The organism is Bacillus cereus group sp. MS39 (assembly GCF_040448665.1).
GTDB classification, from domain to species: domain Bacteria; phylum Bacillota; class Bacilli; order Bacillales; family Bacillaceae_G; genus Bacillus_A; species Bacillus_A wiedmannii.
In genome coordinates this window covers 4,068,826-4,090,441 of sequence record NZ_CP123058.1, presented here as the reverse complement: position 1 = coordinate 4,090,441, position 21,616 = coordinate 4,068,826, and the positions used below count along the sequence as shown (strand labels likewise).

The window sequence follows — 21,616 nt, the reverse complement described above, 5'->3', positions numbered from 1 at the left end:
AAAAGGGAGTGTAGGCGAAGTGATTGATCAAAAATTCGATCCATTGCAAGCATGGAAAAATGCTTATGAACAAACCGAAACATTTTGGGGAAAAGCGCTCAATGAAACAATTAAAACAGAAGAATATTCTGCTTGGATGGGCAGCGTTCTAGATTTGAATTTGTTTTATCAAAAAGCATTAAATGATACGACAAAAAATTATTTAGAACAGGTGAATGTGCCGACGAGAGAGGATATCGCTAGAGTAGCTACGCTTGTTATCAATTTAGAAAATAAAGTTGATAACATTGAGGAAATTCTAGAAGAGAAAGTGGATTCATTAGGACAAGCTCCTACATTAAAGCGTGATGTTACGAAAGTAAAACAAGATATTCGCACGCTAGAAACGAAAGTTGATCAAATTTTAGAGTTACTAGAAAAGCAAAATGCAGTACTAGCGAAACTACAAGTACCTGCAAAAGAAGAAGTAAAACCTGCGAATAAGCCGGAAAATAAAAAATGATAATAGCGTTTGTTTATAACGTGTAAAAGGGAAAGGGAGAATCTCTTTTTCATGTATAAACAACGAAACATAATTAATATATGGACTCTATTCATATGAGTACCAAAATGATTCATAACAATCGTTCACAAATTCATTTAAGGGGGAAAAGAAATGGTTCAATTAAATGGCAAAGTAGCAATCGTAACAGGTGGGGCAAAAGGAATTGGAAAAGCAATTACAGTAGCATTAGCACAAGAGGGAGCAAAAGTAGTTATTAACTATAACAGCAGTAAAGAAGCAGCTGAAAACTTAGTAAATGAATTAGGAAAAGAAGGACATGACGTTTATGCAGTTCAAGCGGATGTTTCGAAAGTAGAAGATGCAAACCGACTTGTAGAAGAAGCTGTGAATCATTTTGGTAAAGTTGATATTCTTGTTAATAATGCTGGTATTACAAGAGATCGTACATTCAAAAAATTAAATCGTGAAGATTGGGAGCGCGTAATTGACGTGAACTTGAGCAGTGTATTTAATACAACAAGCGCGGTACTGCCATACATATCGGAAGCAGAAGAAGGAAGAATCATTAGTATTTCTTCTATTATTGGCCAAGCTGGTGGATTTGGACAAACAAACTACTCTGCAGCAAAAGCAGGTATGTTAGGATTTACAAAATCATTAGCATTAGAGCTTGCAAAAACAAATGTAACTGTAAACGCAATTTGCCCAGGATTTATTGATACTGAAATGGTAGCAGAAGTACCAGAAGAAGTACGTCAAAAAATCGTTGCGAAAATCCCGAAAAAACGTTTTGGTCAAGCTGATGAAATTGCAAAAGGTGTAGTATACCTATGCCGTGACGGTGCATATATCACAGGTCAGCAATTAAACATTAACGGTGGATTATACATGTAATGAAGCGAGAAAAAAGTGCATATCCATAGCAGGAATGCACTTCTTTTTTTAGAAATAAATCGACCGAAAAGGAGATAGAAAAATGACTACATTCGTAACGGAATGGGAAAAGCAATTGGAGTTGTACCCAGAAGAATATCGTAAAGCATATCGCCGTGTGAAAAGAGCGAGCGAAGTTTTATTGCGCGAACCAGAACCACAAGTTGGTTTAACACCAAAAGAAGTTATTTGGACGAAGAATAAAACGAAGCTGTATCGTTACATTCCAAAACAAGAAAAAACACAGAGAGTTCCAATCTTATTAATATACGCGCTTATTAATAAACCGTATATTATGGATTTAACTCCAGGAAATAGTTTAGTGGAATATTTAGTAGATCGTGGTTTTGATGTGTATATGCTTGATTGGGGCACATTTGGTTTAGAAGATAGTCATTTGAAATTTGATGATTTCGTGTTTGATTATATTGCAAAAGCAGTGAAGAAAGTAATGAGAACTGCGAAATCGGACGAGATTTCTTTACTTGGTTATTGCATGGGTGGAACGCTAACTTCTATTTATGCAGCACTTCATCCGCACATGCCAATTCGCAACTTAATCTTTATGACAAGTCCTTTTGATTTCTCTGAAACAGGATTATACGGTCCTTTATTAGATGAGAAATACTTCAATTTAGATAAAGCGGTTGATACATTCGGAAATATTCCGCCAGAAATGATTGATTTCGGAAATAAGATGTTAAAACCAATTACAAACTTTGTAGGTCCATATGTCGCTTTACTTGATCGTTCAGAAAATGAGCGCTTCGTCGAAAGCTGGAAATTAGTTCAAAAGTGGGTTGGTGACGGTATTCCATTCCCGGGTGAATCGTATAGACAATGGATTCGTGATTTTTATCAAAATAATAAATTAGTGAAAGGTGAACTCGTTATTCGTGGACAAAAGGTAGACCTTGCAAATATTAAGGCGAATGTCTTGAATATTTCTGCGAAACGTGATCATATCGCCCTGCCATGCCAAGTAGAAGCTTTGCTAGACCATATTTCTAGCACAGATCAACAATATGTATGTTTACCAACGGGACATATGTCGATCGTTTACGGTGGAACAGCGGTAAAACAAACATATCCGACGGTTGGAAATTGGCTTGAGGAGCGTTCTAATTAAAAATAAAAAGTCCAACTAGCGTATGTTAGTTGGATTTTTTTATGGGAAATAACAAAAGATAGAAAGGAGAAATTTATATTTTAGGAGTATAATTATGAAACTTATGACTGGTAAGTTGTTTTGGAATACAGGAGTTTCTATACCTTGTTATCCATCATTAGAAAATGATATGATATGTGATGTGCTTGTAGTCGGAAGCGGAGAAGCAGGTGCTCATATAGCGTATTCGTTAGCGAAAATTGGAATGCGTGTTACGCTCATTGAAAAACGAGCAATCGCATGTGGTAGCACAGCTGCTAATACAGGTTTACTACAATTTCTTCATGATAAATCGCTAACCTCACTTATCCATACATTTGGTGAAAAAAAGGGGGTACGAGCATATAAGCTTTGTTACGAAGCGCTACGAACAATGGAGCAAGTTGTACCGACTCTCGATATTGATCCTCAGTTTATTCCGCGAAGTAGTTTGTATTATGCAAGTAGAAATGAGGATGTATCGTTTTTACAAGAAGAATATAATACGTTACGCCATTATGGATTCCCGGTTGAATATTTTACCGATTCACATATGAAGAAGAAGTATTCATTTATAAAACAAGCAGCGTTATATACGCATGGTGATGCCGAAGTGAATCCGTATTTATTAGCGCATAGCCTTTTGCATAAAGCAAATCAAATGGGAGCTACTATACTTGAGCATACAGAGGCCATACATATAAAAAAACGCCAAAATGATTTAATTTGTTACACGAAAACAGGAAATCAAATTGTAGCAAAGAATATTATTATGGCGACAGGTTATGAAGCACTTTTCGGAAAGAAAGAAAAAAATACAACAGTGGAAACATCATATGCAGTGGTGACAAATAAGGTAGATTCATTTGAAGGCTGGCATGAACGATCATTAATTTGGGAAACAGCACGGCCTTACTTATATTTTCGAACGTATCAAAATCGTATTATTGTAGGCGGATTAGATGAAGCGATGCAAATTCAAACAATTGGTGATACGAAATTATTGCATAAGCGTGATATCCTTATTAACATTGTAAAAGAGATGTTCCCGCAGTATAAGAATATACAGGCAGAGTACTATTGGGCGGCAGCATTTGGCGGTAGTCATGATGGTCTCCCTATTTTAAAAGAAGACAAAAAGATACATAATTTATTTTACGCATTGCCATATGGAGGTAATGGAACTGTGTATGGAATGGTATTTGCCAAATTATTTGAGCAGTTATTTACAAATAAAGAAAGTGAAGATTTTTCTTTATTTAATCGATAGAAAAAAAGGTAGCGAAGTGATGGAATGAGAGATATAAAAAAGTTTTTACAAAAATTACGTCCTGTACAACTCATTGTTTTATTTTATTTATTAGCAGTAGTTGTATCGGTGATATTGCTTAGTTTCCCGTTTGTTACGAAGTCTGGTGTGAAATGGACATTTATCGATGCCCTCTTTACATCTGTTAGTGCGGTAAGTGTTACGGGACTGTCTGTTGTTACGATTTCAGATACATTTACTACGGCAGGAATTATTATGTTAGCCCTTATTTTACAATTAGGCGGCTTAGGAATTATGGCACTTGGTACGTTTGTTTGGATTATAACGGGGAAAAAGATCGGTTTGCAGAGAAGAAGACTCATTATGGCAGACCATAATCAAGGGAATTTATCAGGCCTTGTAGAATTGATGCGTTCTATTTTAATTGTAATTATTTCGATAGAACTTATTGGAGCGATACTATTAGGTACAAGATTTCTACTTTATTTTCCAACTTGGCAAGAAGCTTATTTTCACGGTTTCTTTGCCGCTGTTAGTGCAACCACGAACGGCGGATTTGATTTAACAGGACAATCGCTAATTCCGTATAAGAAAGATTATATTGTGCAAATGATTCATATGTTACTCATTATTTTAGGGGCAATTGGTTTCCCTGTATTAATGGAAGTAAAGCAATTCCTTAGTAAAAAGAGACAGCAACTATTTCGTTTTTCGTTATTTACAAAATTGACGACAACAACATTTTTTGCCCTCGTTATCGTTGGAACCATTATGATTTTTTTACTAGAACGAAATCAATTTTTAGCAGGAAAGTCATGGCATGAAACAGTTTTCTATACATTATTCCAATCTGTGACGACGCGAAGCGGTGGACTGGCTACAATGGATATACGTGAATTGTCACAACCGACGCTTTTATTTATGAGTATATTAATGTTTATAGGGGCATCTCCAAGTTCGGTTGGGGGCGGAATACGTACAACAACATTCGCTGTTAGTATATTATCGTTATACAATTTTGCAAGAGGCGGAAGAACGGTTAGAGTCTTCAAACGTCAGTTACATGAAGAAGACGTGCTAAAAGCATCTGTCGTTATGACAATGGGGATTTTATTATGTGCCACAGCACTCTTTATTTTATCTATTACGGAAAATGTACCGCTTATGAGTTTAATTGTTGAAGTGTGTTCTGCTTTCGGAACGACAGGGCTATCGACAGGTATTACGCCAGATTTAACAACTGTTGGTAAACTTGTACTCATTGTACTTATGTTTATTGGGCGTGTCGGTATTTTAACATTTATACTGGCTAGTGGGGGAAGAGAACAGCCACCTCGCTATAAATACCCGAAAGAGAGAATTATTATTGGATAGTATGAAACCATTCTACCTATGTGAGGTAGAATGGTTTTTTAGTCGTTAATGCCAAATTGCGGATGCATAAAAGCCTCATTCTTATTATCCACTTCTTTTTTTAGCAACTCTTGATTTTCTTCTGAAATCCACCCAATATCATTTGTAGGATGAATCCATTCTTCTCCAGCCATAATGGCAGGGTCTACTTCATCAGTCCAATTGTGAAGTGGACTATTCTCGGAATCATATTTACTGTCTCCGATTACGACGTCATATTGATTTATGAAAGGTTGTTGCATCTTCTTTCCTGTTCCTTTAAAAGATGGGAAATTCATTTGATGCGGGAGCGTTTCATCTAAAATTGGTGACTGAATTTTATCTTTCTTCTTCAAAATAATCGCCCCTTTTCTAATGCTTTCTTCATAGGTAGTATTTCCATCTAGCGGCCTTATGTACTTGTTAACACTTGCCAGTAATAATTATTTAATGTTGTTTTAAACTAGAGTAGAAAGTGAATTCTTGAGAGCAGGTGAATGTATTGGTAAAAAGAAAAGTGAAACAAAATGCGGCAATCAACAATAATAAAACTCCGAAAGAAAGCTTACCAGATGCAGAATTTGCATTAGAGTATGAAGGAGAAAATAGCGCGAAGTATGCAAATCGTAATTCAAAAAAAGGTAAACAAAAATGAGGCGTTTTTTACAAACGCCTCATTTTTTTGTGGGATTATAAAGGTTTTTTTAATTATTTGTAAATTTAGTGTTCATTATTGGCAGAAAAATGCGAAAAAACATAGAAGTAGCAACGTATTACACAAAAACAAACAACAAACAAAAGATTAATGTTGGTTTAATACTGCTTTTACACTAGTTGTTTATATTAGAGTTGTACATAAGATTTATAAAAGGAGAGAGAGACAGTGAAAAAAACAATCTTTAAAGCTGTAGCAACTGGAATGGTATTTTCGTTATTAATGGGGTGTGGTGCAAAGAAAGAAGAGAGTGCTGGGGCAAAAGTAAAGGATGATAAATTATCTGGATCATTAACTGTTTACACAGCGATTGAAGAAGAACTTGTACCAATTTACCTTGATTCTTTTAAACAGAAGTATCCAGATGTGAAACTGAACATTGTTCGTGATTCAACTGGGGTTATTACAGCGAAATTGCTAGCTGAAGGAAAAAATACACAAGCAGATGTTGTATGGGGAACAGCAGCGTCTAGTCTATTAGCTTTAGATAAAAAAGATATGTTAAAAGGATACTCTCCAAAAGGAGCGGATCGTGTTCTTCCGCAATTTAAAGATGATAAGCAACCAGAAAAATGGGTAGGTAATACGGCATTTATGACGGGGATTGCTATAAATAAAGAAGAATTAAAGAAGAAAAATTTACCGATGCCAGAATCATACGAAGACTTAACGAAACCAGAATATAAAGGAACGCTTGTTATGCCACATCCAGCTTCTTCTGGAACAGGATTTTTAACAGTTTCTGCATGGTTACAAATTATGGGTGAAGATAAAGGCTGGGATTACATGAAGAAACTTCATGATAATATAGCAACTTATACTCATTCAGGTTCAAAACCAGCGAAATTAGCAGGCGCAGGTGAATATCCAGTTGGCGTATCAATGGTTTATAGTGCTTTGAAAGAGAAACAAAAAGGTGCACCAGTTGAAGTTGTATTGCCGAAAGAAGGATTAGGTTGGGAAGTAGAAGCGAACGCACTTATTAAAAAAGATAATGCAAAAAATGAAAAATTAGCGCAAGCATTTTTAGATTGGGCAATTACTGATGATGTAATGAAGTTATACTTCGAGAAAAATGGATTTGCGACAATTAAAAATGATTATAAACTTCCAGATGGATTCCCTAAAGATGTGACAGAAAAGTTATACAAAAAGAATGACTTTAAATGGGCAGCAGAAAATCGTGACAAAATTTTAGAAAAATGGGAAAAAGAGTTTGGCCAAAAAGCAGAACCGAAAAAGTAAGTGAGTGGGAGAGAGAAAAAATGAGCGAATATTTATCAATTCAACACATTCAAAAACAGTTTGATGCATTTACAGCGTTAAAAGATATTTCTTTTACTGTGAAAAAAAATGAGTTTGTATGTTTATTAGGCCCAAGTGGTTGTGGGAAAACAACATTGCTTCGAATTTTAGCAGGGCTAGAAGAGGCAACAACAGGTAGTATAGCTGTGGAGGGAAAAGATATTACAGCATTACCTCCTGGAAAGAGGAATTTCGGAATGGTGTTTCAATCATATGCATTATTTCCGAATTTAACAGCACTTGAAAACATTGAATATGGCTTAAAGACAAAAAAATATGGAAAAGCAGAAGTAAAAGAGAAAGCGCTAGAGGTGTTAGAACTTGTAGATTTGCTGAATGTAAAAGATAAATATCCTGCTCAAATGTCTGGTGGACAACAGCAGCGAGTAGCACTTGCACGTGCGCTCGCTCTGTCTCCGGATATTTTGTTACTCGATGAGCCATTATCTGCTTTAGATGCAAAAGTGCGTGAAAAGTTACGTAGAGAAATGCGTGATTTGCAAGAAAAAGTAGGAGTAACAACTATTATGGTTACGCATGATCAAGAAGAGGCATTAACGATGGCCGATAAAATTGTTGTAATGAATCATGCGGAAATTATGCAGATTGGCACACCAGAGGAGATTTATCAAAGACCAGCCAATCCATTTGTGGCAGATTTTATTGGTTCTATTAATTTCTTTTCGAAAAACAATGAAGAACATGCAATTCGTCCTGAGCATGTAACAGTTGTACAAAAGGATGGTATTAAAACGGTTGTGGAAAGTATGGAATTTCGCGGATCTGTATATCGGACGGAAGTGCGGGTCGTAGAAGAAAAAACACATCTTTATAACGAGAAAATTGTAGTGGATATATTGGCATCAGAAGTAGAAGCAACCGCAATTAGAAAAGGAAAGCCGATTCAAATCTCTTTCTCAGAAAATCATATGTTGTCATATGGAAAGAAGGTCATTGTCTAGATGGAGATGTTAGAAGATTTTAAGGTAGAAAGTACGAAAAAAAAGATTAAGAGACGTATCGGTAAAGAAGAGTGGATACAAAGACTATTAATTATTGGTATGCTTCTCGCGTTTTTGATCATGCTTGTATTACCTCTATTACAATTGTTTACACAAGCTTTTTATGATAAAGATGGAGCTTTCATTGGTGTTGCGAATTTCAGTAAATATTTCACAACACCAACGCTAGTTCAATCATTACAAAATACGATATGGATTTCGGGTGCGACAACAATTATTGCAGTGACACTTGCTTTCGCTTACGCCTATGCGATCGCTCGTACGAATGTGTTTGGAAAGCGTGTATTCCAATATATTGCGTTGTTACCATTATTCGCACCAACGATGATGCATGGTATCGCACTTACATATTTATTTGGTAATCAAGGGTTAGTAACGAAAGGAATGTTTGGTTTGTTTGAAGGGATACAAATCCCTTTATATGGACCAGTAGGAATTGTAATGGCTGAAGTCATGTATACATTTCCGCAAGCATTTCTTATATTATTAATTGCTTTTCAAGGCTCTGATTATCGTTTATATGAAGCTTCTAATATGTTAGGAGCGAGTAAAACAAAGCAATTTTTCACTGTTACTTTACCTAGTGTAAAGTACGGATTAATTAGTGCGATGTTCGTTGTGTTTACACTTAGTTTCACTGACTTTGGGGCACCAAAAATTGTTGGTGGGCAATATAATGTACTTGCTACTGACGTATATAAGCAAGTAATTGGGCAGCAAAATATGCCGATGGGTGCAACTGTCGGAATGATTTTATTAATCCCAGCTATATTTGCCTTTGCAGTTGATCGCATTACGCAAAGAAAGCAGGCGAATCTCTTATCTTCCAAATCAGTACCTTACAGAATAATAAATAATAAGAAACGAGATGTTATTTCATTCGTATATTGTAGCGTAGTAACGCTTATGATCATTCTATTATTTGTGGCAGTTGGTATTGCTGCAAGTGTGAAAGTATGGCCATATAATATGAGCTTTACATTTGAGCATTTTAATTTTTCCAGTTTAACAGGAGATGGATTGGAAGCATTTAAAAATAGCGTAATTGTTTCAGCAATTACTGCGGCTATTGGAGCGGTTTTAACATTTATGTTCGCTTATGCGATTGAGAAAATAGATCAGCTACAATTTTTCCGAAAAGTAGGTTACTTTTTCTCTATCGTCCCTTTAGCGATACCAGGTTTAGTACTTGGGTTAGGCTACGTCTTCTTCTTTAGTCAACCAACCATACAAATCTTTGGACTTTCCGTAACGAACCCGTTCCATTCTCTATACGGAACAATTGCTGTGCTAGTACTAGTCAATATCATTCATTTTTATTCTGTAACATTTGTTACGGCAACGACAGCTTTAAAGAAATTAGATCGAGAGTTTGAACTTGTTTCACAGTCGATGGGGATACCGTTTTATAAAACATTCTTTCGAGTTACGGTACCGATGTGTTTACCAGCCATTTTAGAAATGGTAATGTACTACTTCGTAAATTCAATGGTAACTGTCTCAGCAGTTGTATTCCTGTATGCAGCTGATTTTAAACTAGCTGCCGTATCAATTGTAAATATGGATGATGCAGGAAATGTAGCACCAGCAGCTGCAATGAGTGTACTTATTGTTGTTACAAATATTGTAGTGAGAGTTGTATATGAATGGGGAACGAAAGCACTTCGTAACCGAACGTCACAATGGCAAAAAAGATAAATAAGAAGGGTGATGGATTAGATGAAAGTAGAAGCAGTTATTTTTGATTGGGCAGGTACAACAGTTGATTACGGATGTTTTGCACCACTGGAAGTATTTATGGAGATTTTCCATAAACGTGGTGTGGCAATTACTGCAGAAGAAGCCCGTAAGCCAATGGGATTATTGAAAATTGATCATGTTAGGGCATTAACAGAGATGCCTCGTATTGCGAGTGAGTGGAATCGTATTTTCGGACAATTACCAACAGAAGCAGACATTCAGGAGATGTATGAAGAATTCGAAAAGATTCTCTTCGCTATTTTACCGCGCTATGCGTCTCCGATTAATGGAGTAAAAGAAGTGATTGCTTCTTTACGTGAAAGAGGAATTAAAATTGGTTCAACGACTGGTTATACGAGAGAAATGATGGATATTGTAGCAAAAGAAGCAGCACTACAAGGGTATAAACCTGATTTTCTTGTAACACCAGATGATGTTCCAGCAGGTCGTCCGTATCCGTGGATGTGCTATAAAAATGGGATGGAGCTTGGTGTATATCCAATGAATCATATGATAAAAGTTGGAGACACAGTATCAGATATGAAAGAGGGAAGAAATGCTGGTATGTGGACAGTGGGTGTAATTCTCGGCAGTAGCGAACTCGGCTTAACTGAAGAGGAAGTGGAGAATATGGATCCGGTAGAACTTCGTGAAAAAATAGAAGTAGTTCGCAATCGTTTCGTTGAAAATGGGGCGCACTTTACGATAGAAACGATGCAGGAACTCGAAAACGTAATGGAACATATCGAGAAACAAGAACTTATTATTTCATAAAAGGGGAATAGGATCATGACTGAAAATCACTATTTATTATTAACACCTGGACCATTAACAACAACCAAAACAGTAAAAGAAGTTATGTTATACGATTGGTGTACGTGGGATGCTGAATATAACAAAATGGTACAAGAGGTAAGAGCTAAGCTTGTATCGTTAGCAACGAAGGAAAAAGAGACATATACAACTGTTCTCATGCAAGGAAGCGGTACGTTTTCAGTTGAAGCAGTGATTGGATCTGTCGTTCCTAAAAATGGAAAGCTGCTCGTATGTACAAATGGTGCGTATGGTAAGCGAATTGTACAAATGGCAGAGATGTTACATATAGATGTGGTGGTCAGTCAAACAGAAGAGTGGGAGCCCACTAATATTGCAGCAGTAGAAAAGATATTGCAACGAGATAAAGAGATTACACATATTGCAGTTGTTCATTGTGAAACAACAACAGGTATTATCAATCCAATTGTAGATGTATGTAAATTAGGGAAGCAATACGGAAAAGTAACACTGGTTGATGCAATGAGTAGTTTTGGTGGTATTGAAATAGATATCGCTGAGTTGCAAATTGACTTTCTAATTAGTAGTGCGAATAAATGTATTCAAGGGGTTCCTGGATTTGGCTTTGTTATTGCGAAGCGCGATGAATTGGTGAAATGTAAAGGGCAGGCACGTTCATTATCATTAGACTTATTTGATCAGTGGGAAACGATGGAACATCAAAATGGGAAATGGCGTTTTACGTCACCTACACATGTTGTACACGCTTTTTATCAAGCACTACTTGAATTAGAAAAAGAGGGCGGAGTAGAAGCACGTTACAATCGATATTATAACAATCAAAAAATATTAGTGAATAGAATGAGAGAAATCGGATTTAAGCCACTAGTAGATGAAAAATACCAATCGCCTATTATTACATCCTTCATTTATCCAGAAGAGGGGTTCGATTTTGGGCAGTTATATAATGAATTAAAGTGTGATGGGTTTGTTATTTATCCAGGTAAAATTTCAAAAGTAGATACATTCCGCATTGGAAATATCGGTGATGTACATGAGGCAGATATCAATCGCTTAGTTGATAGTATCGCTAAAGGAGTTGTTATAGGTTGAAAGTATTTTGCTTAGGTGGAGCAGGTAAAATTTGTCGTGAAGCAATTTTAGATTTAGTGCAATTTTCATCTTTTGAGGCGATTACAGTAGCTGATTTTAATGAAGAAGAGGGCCTGAAAGTAGTAGAATGGCTCAACGATCCTCGTGTTGATTTTGTGAAAGTAGATGTAACGAATCACGAGGATACGGTTGCAAAAATGAAAGGTTATGACATTGTAATGGACGGTACGACAATTAAGTTAAATGGATTGTCTACTCGATGTATTGCAGAAGCAGGTTGTCACGGTGTGAATTTGAATGGATTTGGTGAAGAAAATGAATCTCATTCTATATTTGCTCAAAATGAAAAAACGTGTTTACCTGGTTTTGGTATGACGCCAGGTGTAACGCAAATGATGGCAATGCATGCAGCAAATCAGCTAGATACTGTAGAGTCAGTACGTGTAAGTCATGGCTCGTACCGTCCAATTGCTTTTTCTGCATCAATTACAGAAACAACGACATATGAATATGATCCACATTTACCATCGCGTACAGTATATGAAGATGGTGAGTTTAAGCAAGTACCGCCGTTTGCGCGTCCGAGAGAAATTGAATTACCGGCGCCTTATGGTAAGGAAACGCAGTATATAATACCGCATTCTGAAACGATTACGTTAGCAAAAGCACTAGAAAATAAAGGGGTCAAACTGATAGAGACGAGAGGAACTTGGCCAAAGCAAAATATGCAGCTCGTACGTGCTTTATATGATTATGGTATATTGCGTAATGATCGGGTTGACATAAATGGGAAAGAAATTGGCATTATGGATTGTATTTCGAAGTATTTATTGCAATCGAAAGAAGGGCAAGAAACAGAAATTTACGGTTATGCGCTTCATGTAGAAGTAATAGGTATGAAAAATAATGAGAAACAAAGGCACGTATTATATCATACACACCCGTTATCTGATGGTTCTGTTGTAGGATGGGAAAAATTAAGAGCTTATACGAGAAACGTCGGTATTCCATTTGGGATTGCTACAGAGTTAATCGCAAAAGGGAGTGTAAACAAAGTTGGTGTTGTGACACCTGAGGAAGCTTTTGTAAATCCACAAATTATTTTTGATGAACTAAAAAAGCGTGATATTCATATTCATGAAGAAGTTTTCACTGAAAAAGAAGGTCATAACTTTGTATAAGTAAGGCAGTGTATGAGGTAGAAATCAATGGGGTGAATCTATGTCTGTAGTAGGTGAAGAAAGAAAGCGAACCATTCTTGAGAAGGTAGAGTTTAAAGGGAAAGTAAAAGTTTCAGAGTTAGCGAGAGAGTTTGCTGTATCAACAGAGACGATTCGTCGTTATTTAGAAGAATTGGATCGTGAAAAGAAGTTGAAGAAAGTGTATGGCGGAGCCGTCCAACTTCCGGGAGCTGGAATAGAGGCACCAATGTTAGAACGAGAGATGCTGCATATAGAAGAGAAGAAGAGAATTGGGTATAAAGCAGCAACGTTTGTGGAAGATGGAGATGTGATTGCGATTGATGATGGAAGTACACCACTTCAAATGGTGCCATATCTTGTTCATCGTAAAAATTTAACGATTGTAACAAGTTCATTTCCAGTCGCTACACAATTAATTTCTTCTATTAATAAAAAGATGTTTCACGGTGAAGTTTTATTTATTGGTGGAAAAGTCTCTCCAAAGCATTCACGTGTGTCAGGGTCTATTTCGCAGCAAGTAATCCAGCAATTTCATTTTCATAAAGCATTCGTTTCAATTGATGGATTATTACCTGGTTTTGGGGTTTCTAGTTTTGAATTAGAAAAGGCGAAACTGTCAGAAGCGATGCTGAAATTAGCGGAGAAAACATATATTTTATGTGATCATACAAAAGTAGGGGTAAAAGGAAATTACCGAATAGCAGCATTTTCACGTATTCAACATGTAATTTGTGATAAGAAAATGCCCTATAGTTTTGAAGAGGAAGTCAAAAAGCATAATATTCAATGGACAATTTGTTAAATAAATTGAACTCCCACCTGTTTTTGAGGTGGGAGTTTTACTGTCCGCAAATAGCGGGATAAAAGATTTGTATGTATGCAAAAAGTGGACACATTTTCTCATCTCTTTCATATAATTTACCAATACAAAAAAAGTTGGTCGAAGGAAAGAAGGGAGAAGCATGTCAGAACGGATATATAATAAACTTGTATTGTATGCAAATATTTTGCAAAAAATTGGTTTTATTAATGAAAAAGAAAAAAGTGAAATTCTTCATACGCTAGGTAAAAAGGCCCTTTGATTAAAGGGTTTTTTTATTTTTTATCTTTGGAAATATAAACTTAATGTAATATTATCATTTATTTGTAGATAATTGATAACATTTATCAATTATAAAAATTATGTATGATAGGGGATATTATTTTGAAAAAGTTATATTAAGGCGCTAGTAGTAGCCACAACATTAGCAATTCCATTTGCTACATACTACTCCAGCATTAGCAGCACTAAAAGCTGAAGCAAACCAGTCGGTGGCAGCAGCTAGTGAACGTACATACGATACTGAGATTAAAATATATAAGGATCAACAAGATGAGCCATCTATGGTTTCTCAGTACATAAAAAATCCTAAAGTAGCAATTGAAGATGGGAAAAAAATCGTTACTGTAACAATACAAGATAGCGATTATTTTCAATATCTTAGAATAGAGGATAAAAACCAACCTGGTGTATTTCAAGATGTGAAAGTTTTATCAGAAGATAAGAGGAAAAATGGAACGAAAGTAGTCCAATTTGAAATTGGTGAGTTTGAGAAGAAGCATAATATGCATATACTTATTCCGGCCATCGGATATGATCACAAATATCAAGTTCAATTTGAAATTAAAGATCCAATTGTAGGTGACAAAGAAACAGAGAAACCAGATGATAACTCTAATTCAGGCAATACGGAAACGGATCATCCAGTTGAAAGTCAAAATATGATAACAGATAACAAATTAAGAGAACTTGTTAATAAAAAAGTATTTAATAGAAAAGATTTAAATACACCAATTACGAAAGAGGAGTTATTACAAGTAAAGGACTTGTTTTTAAACACGAATGAGATTCTTGATTATAGTGCATTAAAATATATGCCAAATTTAAAATCTTTAACAGTTGCGAATGCGAAGATAACAGATCCGTCGTTCTTTGCGAATTTAAAGCAATTAAATCATTTAGCTTTACGTGGTAAGGAATTTTCAGATGTAACACCACTTGTTAAGATGGATAATTTAGCATCTCTTGATTTGAGTAATAATAAAATTACAAACGTTGCACCACTCATTGAAATGAAAAATGTAAAAAGTTTATATCTATCAGGCAACCAAATAGAAGACGTAACAGCATTAGCGAAAATGGAACAACTAGATTACTTGAATTTAGCAAATAATAAAATTACGAATGTTGCTCCATTAAGCACGTTGAAAAATGTAACATACTTAACTTTAGCAGGTAATCAAATTGAAGATATTAAACCGTTATATTCATTACCTTTAAAAGACTTAGTATTAACGCGTAATAAAGTTAAAGATTTATCGGGTATTGATCAAATGAAGCAATTAAATAAATTATTTATCGGGAAAAATCAAATAGAAGATGTGACACCACTTGCTAAAATGACTCAGCTTACAGAATTAGATTTACCTAATAATGAGTTAAAGGATATTACTCCATTATCAAATCTAGTAAACTTACAAAAACTTGATTTAGAAGCAAATTATATTTCAGACTTATCGCCAGTTAGTAAGTTGAATAAGTTAGTATATTTAAGTTTTGTTGCAAATGAAATCCGCGATGTTAGACCAGTAATAGAACTAAGTAAGAAAGCTTATATTAATGTTCAAAACCAAAAAGTCTTTCTAGAGGATACAGAAGTAAATAAAGAAGTAAAAGTACCTATATACGAAAAAGACGGTGAGGTATCTACAAAAATCCGTCTGAAGAGTGATGGTGGTACGCATAGTAATGGTGTAGTGAAATGGAGTACACCAGGTGAGAAAGTATATGAATTTGGAGTGAAAGATCCATTTAATGATACAGGTATTTTCTTCACTGGTTCTGTGATTCAAAAGGTTGTAAATGAAAAAGTAGCTGAAGAAGTAATAGAGTTTAAAGATGTACCAAAGGGTCATTGGTCAGAAGGCTATGTGAAAGCTTTAGCGGATAATAATATATCAAAAGGTGATGGAAAAGGAAACTTTTTAGGTGATGATTTCGTAACACGTGAACAATATGCACAGTTTTTATATAATGCAATAAAGAAATAAAAGATGAGAAAATACGTTATTCTTTGATTTAAAAAGAATAACGTATTTTTTATGTACAAAATGAAATAGGTAATAGACAGAAGTATAGATATATGAATGGCCCATTTTAAAGAAGAGCTGTGAAACTATATTGACAAAAAGGCGTTCTCATGTGATAATTCAATTAAATTTTTAGAATAATCAAAAAATACTCCTTTTACATAGAAAGGATTCGAACATTATATAAATATTATGCCGGGGGTGACGAAATGTTATTTTTTCTAAAGAAATGGAATGAATTAAAAGATGTGAAATCTGAATTGGCACTTCGTGATTGGTTTTATGGTACAAAAATTAGTTTATCACTCTGTACGTCAAAAGAGCCGTTAACTTTTTTAATAAACGTTGAGGGAAGAGATAAAGGGTTATTTTCAGAAGAAGACTTTATTGTTGTTAATTGTATGTGTGAGCCAGTATTTGAAAATGAAGAAAAACCAGCTGCAGAATCGTTTATGCATGCGGATATTTATAAAAAAAGTAGTGCAGAATGTATTTTACAAGTGCAGACTGTAGATAGCCATTTAATATCAGAGTTATATGGAGAAGAAGGAGAAGTAACATTCGATAAACGTAGCGTGGAACGTGTTTTTGGAAAAGAAGGTATAACAGAAATGACAATTCCCATTGTAGAAGATGAGAAGAAATTTGCTGATTTATTAGAAAGTAATGTACCGAATTTTATTGAAGGTGGAGGAGTAGTTCTTGTTCATAATTATGGCATGATTGTGTGGGGGAAAACTCCAGAAGAAGCGAAAAAATGGCTAGAGGGTATAGAATATTTAATGAATTACCATGTAAAGTTGTTAATGATAAAAGGTGCAAAGAGCTCTGTTATATAAAATGTTTGTGATGTCGTTACAAGTCAATAAAAAATGAAAGCGTTTTAAAAATAATTTCACTCATAAAATATAGGTCTCCTTATTATATATAGATTACATGTTGACATGTAAGGAGGAACATATTTTGCGAGTTAAATATCATTTTCTGCCAAAACAGCAAGTAACATTTTGCAAAATGAACGATTCAGGTGAAGAGGCTTTGCACATTATGAATGAAACGGGATTTCGAGCAATCCCTGTATTAGCAGAAGATGAAAAGAAATTCATAGGGATTATTTATAAAGTAGATCTTTTAGAAAAGAAGTGTAATAGCGGATTAGAGAAATTAAGTACGGAACATATGCTGGGAGATTCCTCTGCATTTATTTTTGAAAAGGATTCTTTTTTTAGAGCATTTTATGTTATTCGTCGACTTCCATTTTTAGCTGTGCTAAATGACTATAATGAATTTGTCGGTATCTTAACGCATTCCAATATATTTGATGTTATCGAAGATTCATTCGGTATGCGGACGGGTGGTTATATATTAACAATTGCAACACAAGATTGTAAGGGAACGATTAAAGAACTTGGGACATTGTTGAAAGCATTTAATATCGGTGGATTATTTACGCTAGATAACGGTGATCAATATATTCGCCGCGTTATCGTAAATATAGCAGATGAGTTAAATGAAAAAAGATTAAAGCAATTAATTGAAAAAATAGAGAAAAAAGGATTCAGGGTGAGTCATGTAGATTATATTTAAGGTGAAAAGGAAAGGTACCAATTTGCTATATGCAGATTGGTACCTTTTTTAGTGCGAGTAATGAATCTTATTTTGAAACAGGAGGTGGAGATAATACTAAATCAGATAAAAAAATAAAATCTGCATGTTCGCGAATTTTAGGAATAGAAGTTTCTATAACACGTGATGTAATTTCACCTGGAGGTCCAACGTGTCCAATAGCTACCATAATCGGTTTTTCTTGAAGTTTTTTAATAAGTAATTGGGCTTGTTTTGAAATATGTGCCGCTGTATACACATCATCAAAAAATAATTGATTTTCAATAATAGGCACTCCTAATTCTTTCCCGATTTTTGGGACAACACTCTTAGGATTTGTTTTACTATCTAAATAAAATAAACCGTGTTTTTTACAAGCTGCAAGTATAAGTCGTACAATTCTTTCGTCCGCGGTCACTTTTGATCCCATATGATTGTTCATGCCAATTGCATGCGGTACTTCTTGAATCGCTTGTTCGAGTCGGTTATTTATTTCTTCGTCGCTTAAATCAGTTGTAATTGCTTTTGGTCCAAGCCATTCTTTTTTACCTTTAATAGGTTCCATTGGCATATGTATAATAACTTCGTGCCCCTTCTTATGAGCCGCTATCGCATCTTCCTTTGTGGAAGGGAGAAAAGGCATAACGGCAACAGTCAGTGGAATAGGAAGTGATAACATTTTATCAGTCCCCTTCATATTATTGCCAAAGTCATCAATGACAATAGCGACTTTGTTTGTATGGGCCTTTGCTTGAACAGGAAACAAGAAGGATGGTAAGAACATAGTAAATATAAGCAATGCAATCGTATATTTGCGCATATAAATATTTCCTTTCTATTTTATCCCGCTATTTGCGAGCAGTGAGGAAGGACAAAATCCCCAATGATTAAATTTCACTTTATCAATCATCATTATGTTTTGCGTTTTTATAAAAATTAAACAAAAAATGTCGAAGAAAAGTATATGGAAAATAGAGAATCCGCTATTTAATTGGTATTTGTAAAAAAAGAAGATGAAAAAAATGTCTATTATTGCGAATGTATTTACAAAGATAGAATAATTTGTAATAATTCTCAAAGTGAGGGTAAAGATTTGTAAATTACAGGGAGAAAATGTTAAATTTTCTGATTCTTCAAATATGATTAAGTAGTTAAAAGGCCAATGGAGAAGTAAAGTTGAGAGCATGGAAGTATAATAAGGGGGATATGAATGTTTACTGTAAAAAGGAAGTACACATTAGAAAAGCTTTCACGTGATATTCATATGAAACGTGAAGAAATGATTCAATTAGGTTTAACAAGTGGGTTAAATAGTATGGAGACAATTCAAGTGAGTCAAGAATTGGACAAGCTTATTTTACAGTACCAGCGTTATAAAGAAAAACAAACACCAAAATGGTTATCAATTATAAAGGTACCTATTTTTCAAATTGGATATGAAGGGAAATCAAGTAATTTTTGGCGAATGCTTGTGGCTGGTTTTATGAAATAAGTATAATTACCCTTTTGGGATAAGGATAATTATACTAGGTGTAACGGAATTTCGATATGAACTGTCGTTCCTTCGTTTTCTATACTGTCAATAAAAATATGCCCATTGTACATCTCTACAATTCGTTTACATATGACAAGTCCAAGACCGGTTCCAGTATCTTTATTAGTAAAGAACGGATGAAAGAGGTGTTTTTGAATATGTTTTGGAATACCTTTTCCAGTATCTGTAATTTGCAATTGTGCGTGTGTTTCATTGTTTGTTACGGAAATGATCAGTGTGTCACCAGAATTCATGGCTTCAATTGCATTTTTTGTAATGTTTAAAACCACTTGTTTCATATGGTCTTTTGAGCAACGGATATGAACAGAATGGTCTGGCAAATGTAAATGGAATACAATGTTATGTAGATTCGCCTCAGATTGAATAATTAATGCTACCTCATTTAGAATGGTTCTCACATCATATGTTTGTTCAATGATAGCAGTTGGCTTTCCAAGAATAAGAAATTCGCTTACAATTTCATTAATCCGTTCTATTTCTTGTTCGATGACGGAAAAATAAAACTGATCTTGTTCATCTTTATATTTCTCTTTTAATAGAGCGACGAGCCCTTTAATTCCGGTAAGAGGATTACGGATTTCGTGGGCTGTACTAGCTGCAAAAGTTCCAACTAATTCAATTTTTTGTAGTTCATTTTGTTGTCTTTCCAGTTTTGTTTGACGTTTTAACAACATATATTGAGCAAGTAAAAATAAAATAGACATTAAAAATAAAGTAGCTATACACTCTATTGCAACCCACTGATATAAAGTTTTTTGATGGATAGGCAATGGAGAAACAGAGACCTTCCAATTTAATCTTTGGAGTGGGGTAGTAAGCATATTAGAATGCGCATCACTTGTTTCGTTATTATCATCGGTGAGAAAAACTACATCATGTTTATCAGTTACTTCAAAATGATATTGTGGCTTAATGGCATTTAAAGATGCTGAAATGTAGTCAAAGCGTAAACTTGCTAACAATAAGCCTGAGATTTCCTTCTGTTTATTGAAAATGGGAGAAGCAATCATAATAGCTTGATGTCCAAGAACACGATCTGTAATGGCTGATGATACAGTTGTTTTCTTCGTTTGCAATACGTCTTGAATATATTTGCGATCTGAGACATCAACAGGTGGTCGGTCGCCTTCGGATGCGATTGTAATGATGCCTTCTGATGTAGCGTAATATAAACCAGAAAAACGTGTATCGTTTCCATCTGTATCATGTACAATTTGTTTAACTCCATTTATATTTCCAGTCTCGGTTCCTACGACCTTTGAGAGCATTTCTAATGCGGAAATTGCTTCACCAAGGTGATGATCTAAATAGTCTCTATATAAAAAGAGAACCGTGTGAGCAGATAGTTTGTTTTCCTGCTCCATTTTATACGAATGATATGAATAAAATGTAGCACCAATTCCTATCGTTGGTAGGATAACAAGCACCATATATAAAACTATGCTGTGGAATTTGACTTTCAAATTTGGTACTCCTTCTTTTTTATTATCATTATATATAAACTATGTTAAAATTGTCATGTTTTTATTCAAGAATCATTCATAATATATTTGGGGAGAGGAAATGAATGAGTGAATACTCATTCGGAATTTACATGAAGTACTAAGTTGTTTTTTCTTTTTATTACTGAGAATTTAAGTGAAGGGTTGAAAGTTGTATGACATCAAATAATGAACGAGAAGATATTTCTCAATCTTTAAAAGTATTTATTGCATTATCTCGTGTACATCGATCTGTTATGGATACTACAAATAAATCTATACAAAGTAACGGGTTAAATCCAACTGAATTTGCTGTATTAGAACTGTTATATCATAAAGGCGGTCAACCACTTCAGCAAATTGGTGAGCGTATTTTAATAGCTAGTGGCAGCATTACATATGTTGTAGATAAGCTAGAGAAAAAGGGGCTAGTAAAGAGAATTCCGTGCCCGAATGACAGACGTGTTATTTATGCACAACTAACTGAATCTGGAGAGAGCTTTATTGCTTCTATTTTTCCAGGGCATGAGCAAGTTATACATCAGTCTTTTGAAATGTTAACGAAAGAGGAAAAGGATGAATTACTTGCTCTATTAAAAAAGATTGGGAAATATGAAAAATAATAGTATGTTCCAAAAGAGCTTTGGATAAAGAAATCCAAGGCTCTTTTGTTTACATGTAATTATGACAGCATCTGCCGTATTTTGTTGAAGAATAAGAGGAGATTT

Annotated in this window: 20 protein-coding genes and 1 pseudogene; 18 read left to right on the top strand and 3 right to left on the bottom strand. The window is 34.8% G+C overall.

Going from position 1 to position 21,616, the window contains the following annotated elements; all coding sequences use genetic code 11:
- Positions 1-19: 19 nt before the first annotated feature.
- The 5 genes from phaR to QEP67_RS21235 all read left to right on the top strand — a co-directional run bounded on the left by phaR (position 20) and on the right by QEP67_RS21235 (position 5,229).
- Positions 20-502: a polyhydroxyalkanoic acid synthase subunit PhaR gene (gene phaR / locus QEP67_RS21255; RefSeq protein WP_000566954.1), complete on the top strand. Its 483-nt coding sequence runs from the start codon at positions 20-22 to the stop codon at positions 500-502.
- Positions 503-655: 153 nt separating this feature from the next.
- Positions 656-1,399 (top strand): acetoacetyl-CoA reductase, encoded by a 744-nt coding sequence (locus tag QEP67_RS21250; RefSeq protein ID WP_000250411.1) that lies wholly within the window; start codon positions 656-658, stop codon positions 1,397-1,399.
- A gap of 82 nt (positions 1,400-1,481) precedes the next feature.
- Positions 1,482-2,567 carry a class III poly(R)-hydroxyalkanoic acid synthase subunit PhaC gene (phaC, locus tag QEP67_RS21245; protein WP_353706407.1) on the top strand — a complete coding sequence of 362 codons (1,086 nt, stop codon included), beginning with the start codon at positions 1,482-1,484 and terminating at the stop codon, positions 2,565-2,567.
- A 94-nt stretch (positions 2,568-2,661) separates the two neighbouring features.
- On the top strand, positions 2,662-3,855 hold the full coding sequence (locus tag QEP67_RS21240; protein ID WP_000772559.1) for an FAD-dependent oxidoreductase: 1,194 nt from the start codon (positions 2,662-2,664) through the stop codon (positions 3,853-3,855).
- Between the two features lie 24 nt (positions 3,856-3,879).
- Complete coding sequence (locus tag QEP67_RS21235; RefSeq protein ID WP_001204695.1) at positions 3,880-5,229, top strand: TrkH family potassium uptake protein; 1,350 nt, start codon at positions 3,880-3,882, stop codon at positions 5,227-5,229.
- A gap of 38 nt (positions 5,230-5,267) precedes the next feature.
- Here QEP67_RS21235 and QEP67_RS21230 read toward each other — a convergent pair whose 3' ends face one another.
- Complete coding sequence (locus QEP67_RS21230; RefSeq protein ID WP_000725963.1) at positions 5,268-5,603, bottom strand: DUF3905 domain-containing protein; 336 nt, start codon at positions 5,601-5,603, stop codon at positions 5,268-5,270.
- Between the two features lie 146 nt (positions 5,604-5,749).
- Between QEP67_RS21230 and QEP67_RS21225 the strand changes: the two genes are divergently transcribed.
- The 11 genes and pseudogenes from QEP67_RS21225 (at position 5,750) to cbpA (ending at position 17,834) form a co-directional block, all read left to right on the top strand.
- Positions 5,750-5,902, top strand: coding sequence for a hypothetical protein (locus QEP67_RS21225; protein ID WP_000240799.1), 153 nt, complete (start codon positions 5,750-5,752; stop codon positions 5,900-5,902).
- A 228-nt stretch (positions 5,903-6,130) separates the two neighbouring features.
- Complete coding sequence (locus QEP67_RS21220) at positions 6,131-7,207, top strand: putative 2-aminoethylphosphonate ABC transporter substrate-binding protein (protein WP_000750909.1); 1,077 nt, start codon at positions 6,131-6,133, stop codon at positions 7,205-7,207.
- A 20-nt stretch (positions 7,208-7,227) separates the two neighbouring features.
- Positions 7,228-8,229 carry a putative 2-aminoethylphosphonate ABC transporter ATP-binding protein gene (locus QEP67_RS21215; RefSeq protein WP_000006174.1) on the top strand — a complete coding sequence of 334 codons (1,002 nt, stop codon included), beginning with the start codon at positions 7,228-7,230 and terminating at the stop codon, positions 8,227-8,229.
- The gene (locus QEP67_RS21210) at positions 8,230-9,987 is read left to right on the top strand and encodes a putative 2-aminoethylphosphonate ABC transporter permease subunit (RefSeq protein WP_000425409.1); all 1,758 of its coding nucleotides are present in this window, start codon (positions 8,230-8,232) and stop codon (positions 9,985-9,987) included.
- 21 nt (positions 9,988-10,008) lie between these two features.
- Entirely contained in the window at positions 10,009-10,803 is a 795-nt protein-coding gene (gene phnX / locus QEP67_RS21205; RefSeq protein WP_000861862.1) for a phosphonoacetaldehyde hydrolase, read from the top strand.
- Between the two features lie 15 nt (positions 10,804-10,818).
- Positions 10,819-11,916, top strand: a complete 1,098-nt coding sequence (gene phnW, locus QEP67_RS21200) for a 2-aminoethylphosphonate--pyruvate transaminase (RefSeq protein ID WP_000138234.1) — start codon at positions 10,819-10,821, stop codon at positions 11,914-11,916.
- On the top strand, positions 11,913-13,097 hold the full coding sequence (locus tag QEP67_RS21195) for a saccharopine dehydrogenase C-terminal domain-containing protein (RefSeq protein WP_064448967.1): 1,185 nt from the start codon (positions 11,913-11,915) through the stop codon (positions 13,095-13,097). Before phnW ends, QEP67_RS21195 begins: the two co-directional genes overlap by 4 nt.
- 40 nt (positions 13,098-13,137) lie before the next feature.
- Positions 13,138-13,920 (top strand): DeoR/GlpR family DNA-binding transcription regulator, encoded by a 783-nt coding sequence (locus tag QEP67_RS21190; protein WP_000117658.1) that lies wholly within the window; start codon positions 13,138-13,140, stop codon positions 13,918-13,920.
- Between the two features lie 415 nt (positions 13,921-14,335).
- Positions 14,336-16,208: pseudogene (locus QEP67_RS21185) on the top strand (leucine-rich repeat domain-containing protein).
- A 248-nt stretch (positions 16,209-16,456) separates the two neighbouring features.
- Positions 16,457-17,086, top strand: a complete 630-nt coding sequence (locus QEP67_RS21180) for a class II aldolase/adducin family protein (RefSeq protein ID WP_000895986.1) — start codon at positions 16,457-16,459, stop codon at positions 17,084-17,086.
- A gap of 124 nt (positions 17,087-17,210) precedes the next feature.
- Positions 17,211-17,834 carry a cyclic di-AMP binding protein CbpA gene (gene cbpA / locus QEP67_RS21175; RefSeq protein WP_001264215.1) on the top strand — a complete coding sequence of 208 codons (624 nt, stop codon included), beginning with the start codon at positions 17,211-17,213 and terminating at the stop codon, positions 17,832-17,834.
- A gap of 67 nt (positions 17,835-17,901) precedes the next feature.
- On the opposite strand, the gene QEP67_RS21170 is transcribed toward cbpA, so the two are convergent.
- The gene (locus QEP67_RS21170) at positions 17,902-18,672 is read right to left on the bottom strand and encodes a divergent polysaccharide deacetylase family protein (RefSeq protein WP_048567067.1); all 771 of its coding nucleotides are present in this window, start codon (positions 18,670-18,672) and stop codon (positions 17,902-17,904) included.
- Between the two features lie 390 nt (positions 18,673-19,062).
- Here QEP67_RS21170 and QEP67_RS21165 point away from each other — a divergent pair, with 390 nt between their 5' ends.
- Complete coding sequence (locus QEP67_RS21165) at positions 19,063-19,344, top strand: aspartyl-phosphate phosphatase Spo0E family protein (RefSeq protein WP_000495533.1); 282 nt, start codon at positions 19,063-19,065, stop codon at positions 19,342-19,344.
- Positions 19,345-19,373: 29 nt separating this feature from the next.
- Here QEP67_RS21165 and QEP67_RS21160 read toward each other — a convergent pair whose 3' ends face one another.
- Positions 19,374-20,870 (bottom strand): DUF3149 domain-containing protein, encoded by a 1,497-nt coding sequence (locus QEP67_RS21160; protein WP_353706406.1) that lies wholly within the window; start codon positions 20,868-20,870, stop codon positions 19,374-19,376.
- A gap of 194 nt (positions 20,871-21,064) precedes the next feature.
- Between QEP67_RS21160 and QEP67_RS21155 the strand changes: the two genes are divergently transcribed.
- On the top strand, positions 21,065-21,511 hold the full coding sequence (locus QEP67_RS21155) for a MarR family transcriptional regulator (RefSeq protein WP_000203344.1): 447 nt from the start codon (positions 21,065-21,067) through the stop codon (positions 21,509-21,511).
- Positions 21,512-21,616: the final 105 nt, after the last annotated feature.

What these genes read in the sequence shown, in the direction of transcription:
- QEP67_RS21250 (WP_000250411.1), top strand. Translation starts at nt 656, where the DNA reads ATGGTTCAATTAAATGGCAAAGTAGCAATCGTAACAGGTGGGGCAAAA.
- phaC (WP_353706407.1), top strand. Translation starts at nt 1,482, where the DNA reads ATGACTACATTCGTAACGGAATGGGAAAAGCAATTGGAGTTGTACCCA.
- QEP67_RS21240 (WP_000772559.1), top strand. Translation starts at nt 2,662, where the DNA reads ATGAAACTTATGACTGGTAAGTTGTTTTGGAATACAGGAGTTTCTATA.
- QEP67_RS21235 (WP_001204695.1), top strand. Translation starts at nt 3,880, where the DNA reads ATGAGAGATATAAAAAAGTTTTTACAAAAATTACGTCCTGTACAACTC.
- QEP67_RS21215 (WP_000006174.1), top strand. Translation starts at nt 7,228, where the DNA reads ATGAGCGAATATTTATCAATTCAACACATTCAAAAACAGTTTGATGCA.
- QEP67_RS21210 (WP_000425409.1), top strand. Translation starts at nt 8,230, where the DNA reads ATGGAGATGTTAGAAGATTTTAAGGTAGAAAGTACGAAAAAAAAGATT.
- phnX (WP_000861862.1), top strand. Translation starts at nt 10,009, where the DNA reads ATGAAAGTAGAAGCAGTTATTTTTGATTGGGCAGGTACAACAGTTGAT.
- phnW (WP_000138234.1), top strand. Translation starts at nt 10,819, where the DNA reads ATGACTGAAAATCACTATTTATTATTAACACCTGGACCATTAACAACA.
- QEP67_RS21190 (WP_000117658.1), top strand. Translation starts at nt 13,138, where the DNA reads ATGTCTGTAGTAGGTGAAGAAAGAAAGCGAACCATTCTTGAGAAGGTA.
- QEP67_RS21180 (WP_000895986.1), top strand. Translation starts at nt 16,457, where the DNA reads ATGTTATTTTTTCTAAAGAAATGGAATGAATTAAAAGATGTGAAATCT.
- QEP67_RS21170 (WP_048567067.1), bottom strand. Translation starts at nt 18,672, where the DNA reads ATGCGCAAATATACGATTGCATTGCTTATATTTACTATGTTCTTACCA.
- QEP67_RS21165 (WP_000495533.1), top strand. Translation starts at nt 19,063, where the DNA reads ATGTTTACTGTAAAAAGGAAGTACACATTAGAAAAGCTTTCACGTGAT.
- QEP67_RS21155 (WP_000203344.1), top strand. Translation starts at nt 21,065, where the DNA reads ATGACATCAAATAATGAACGAGAAGATATTTCTCAATCTTTAAAAGTA.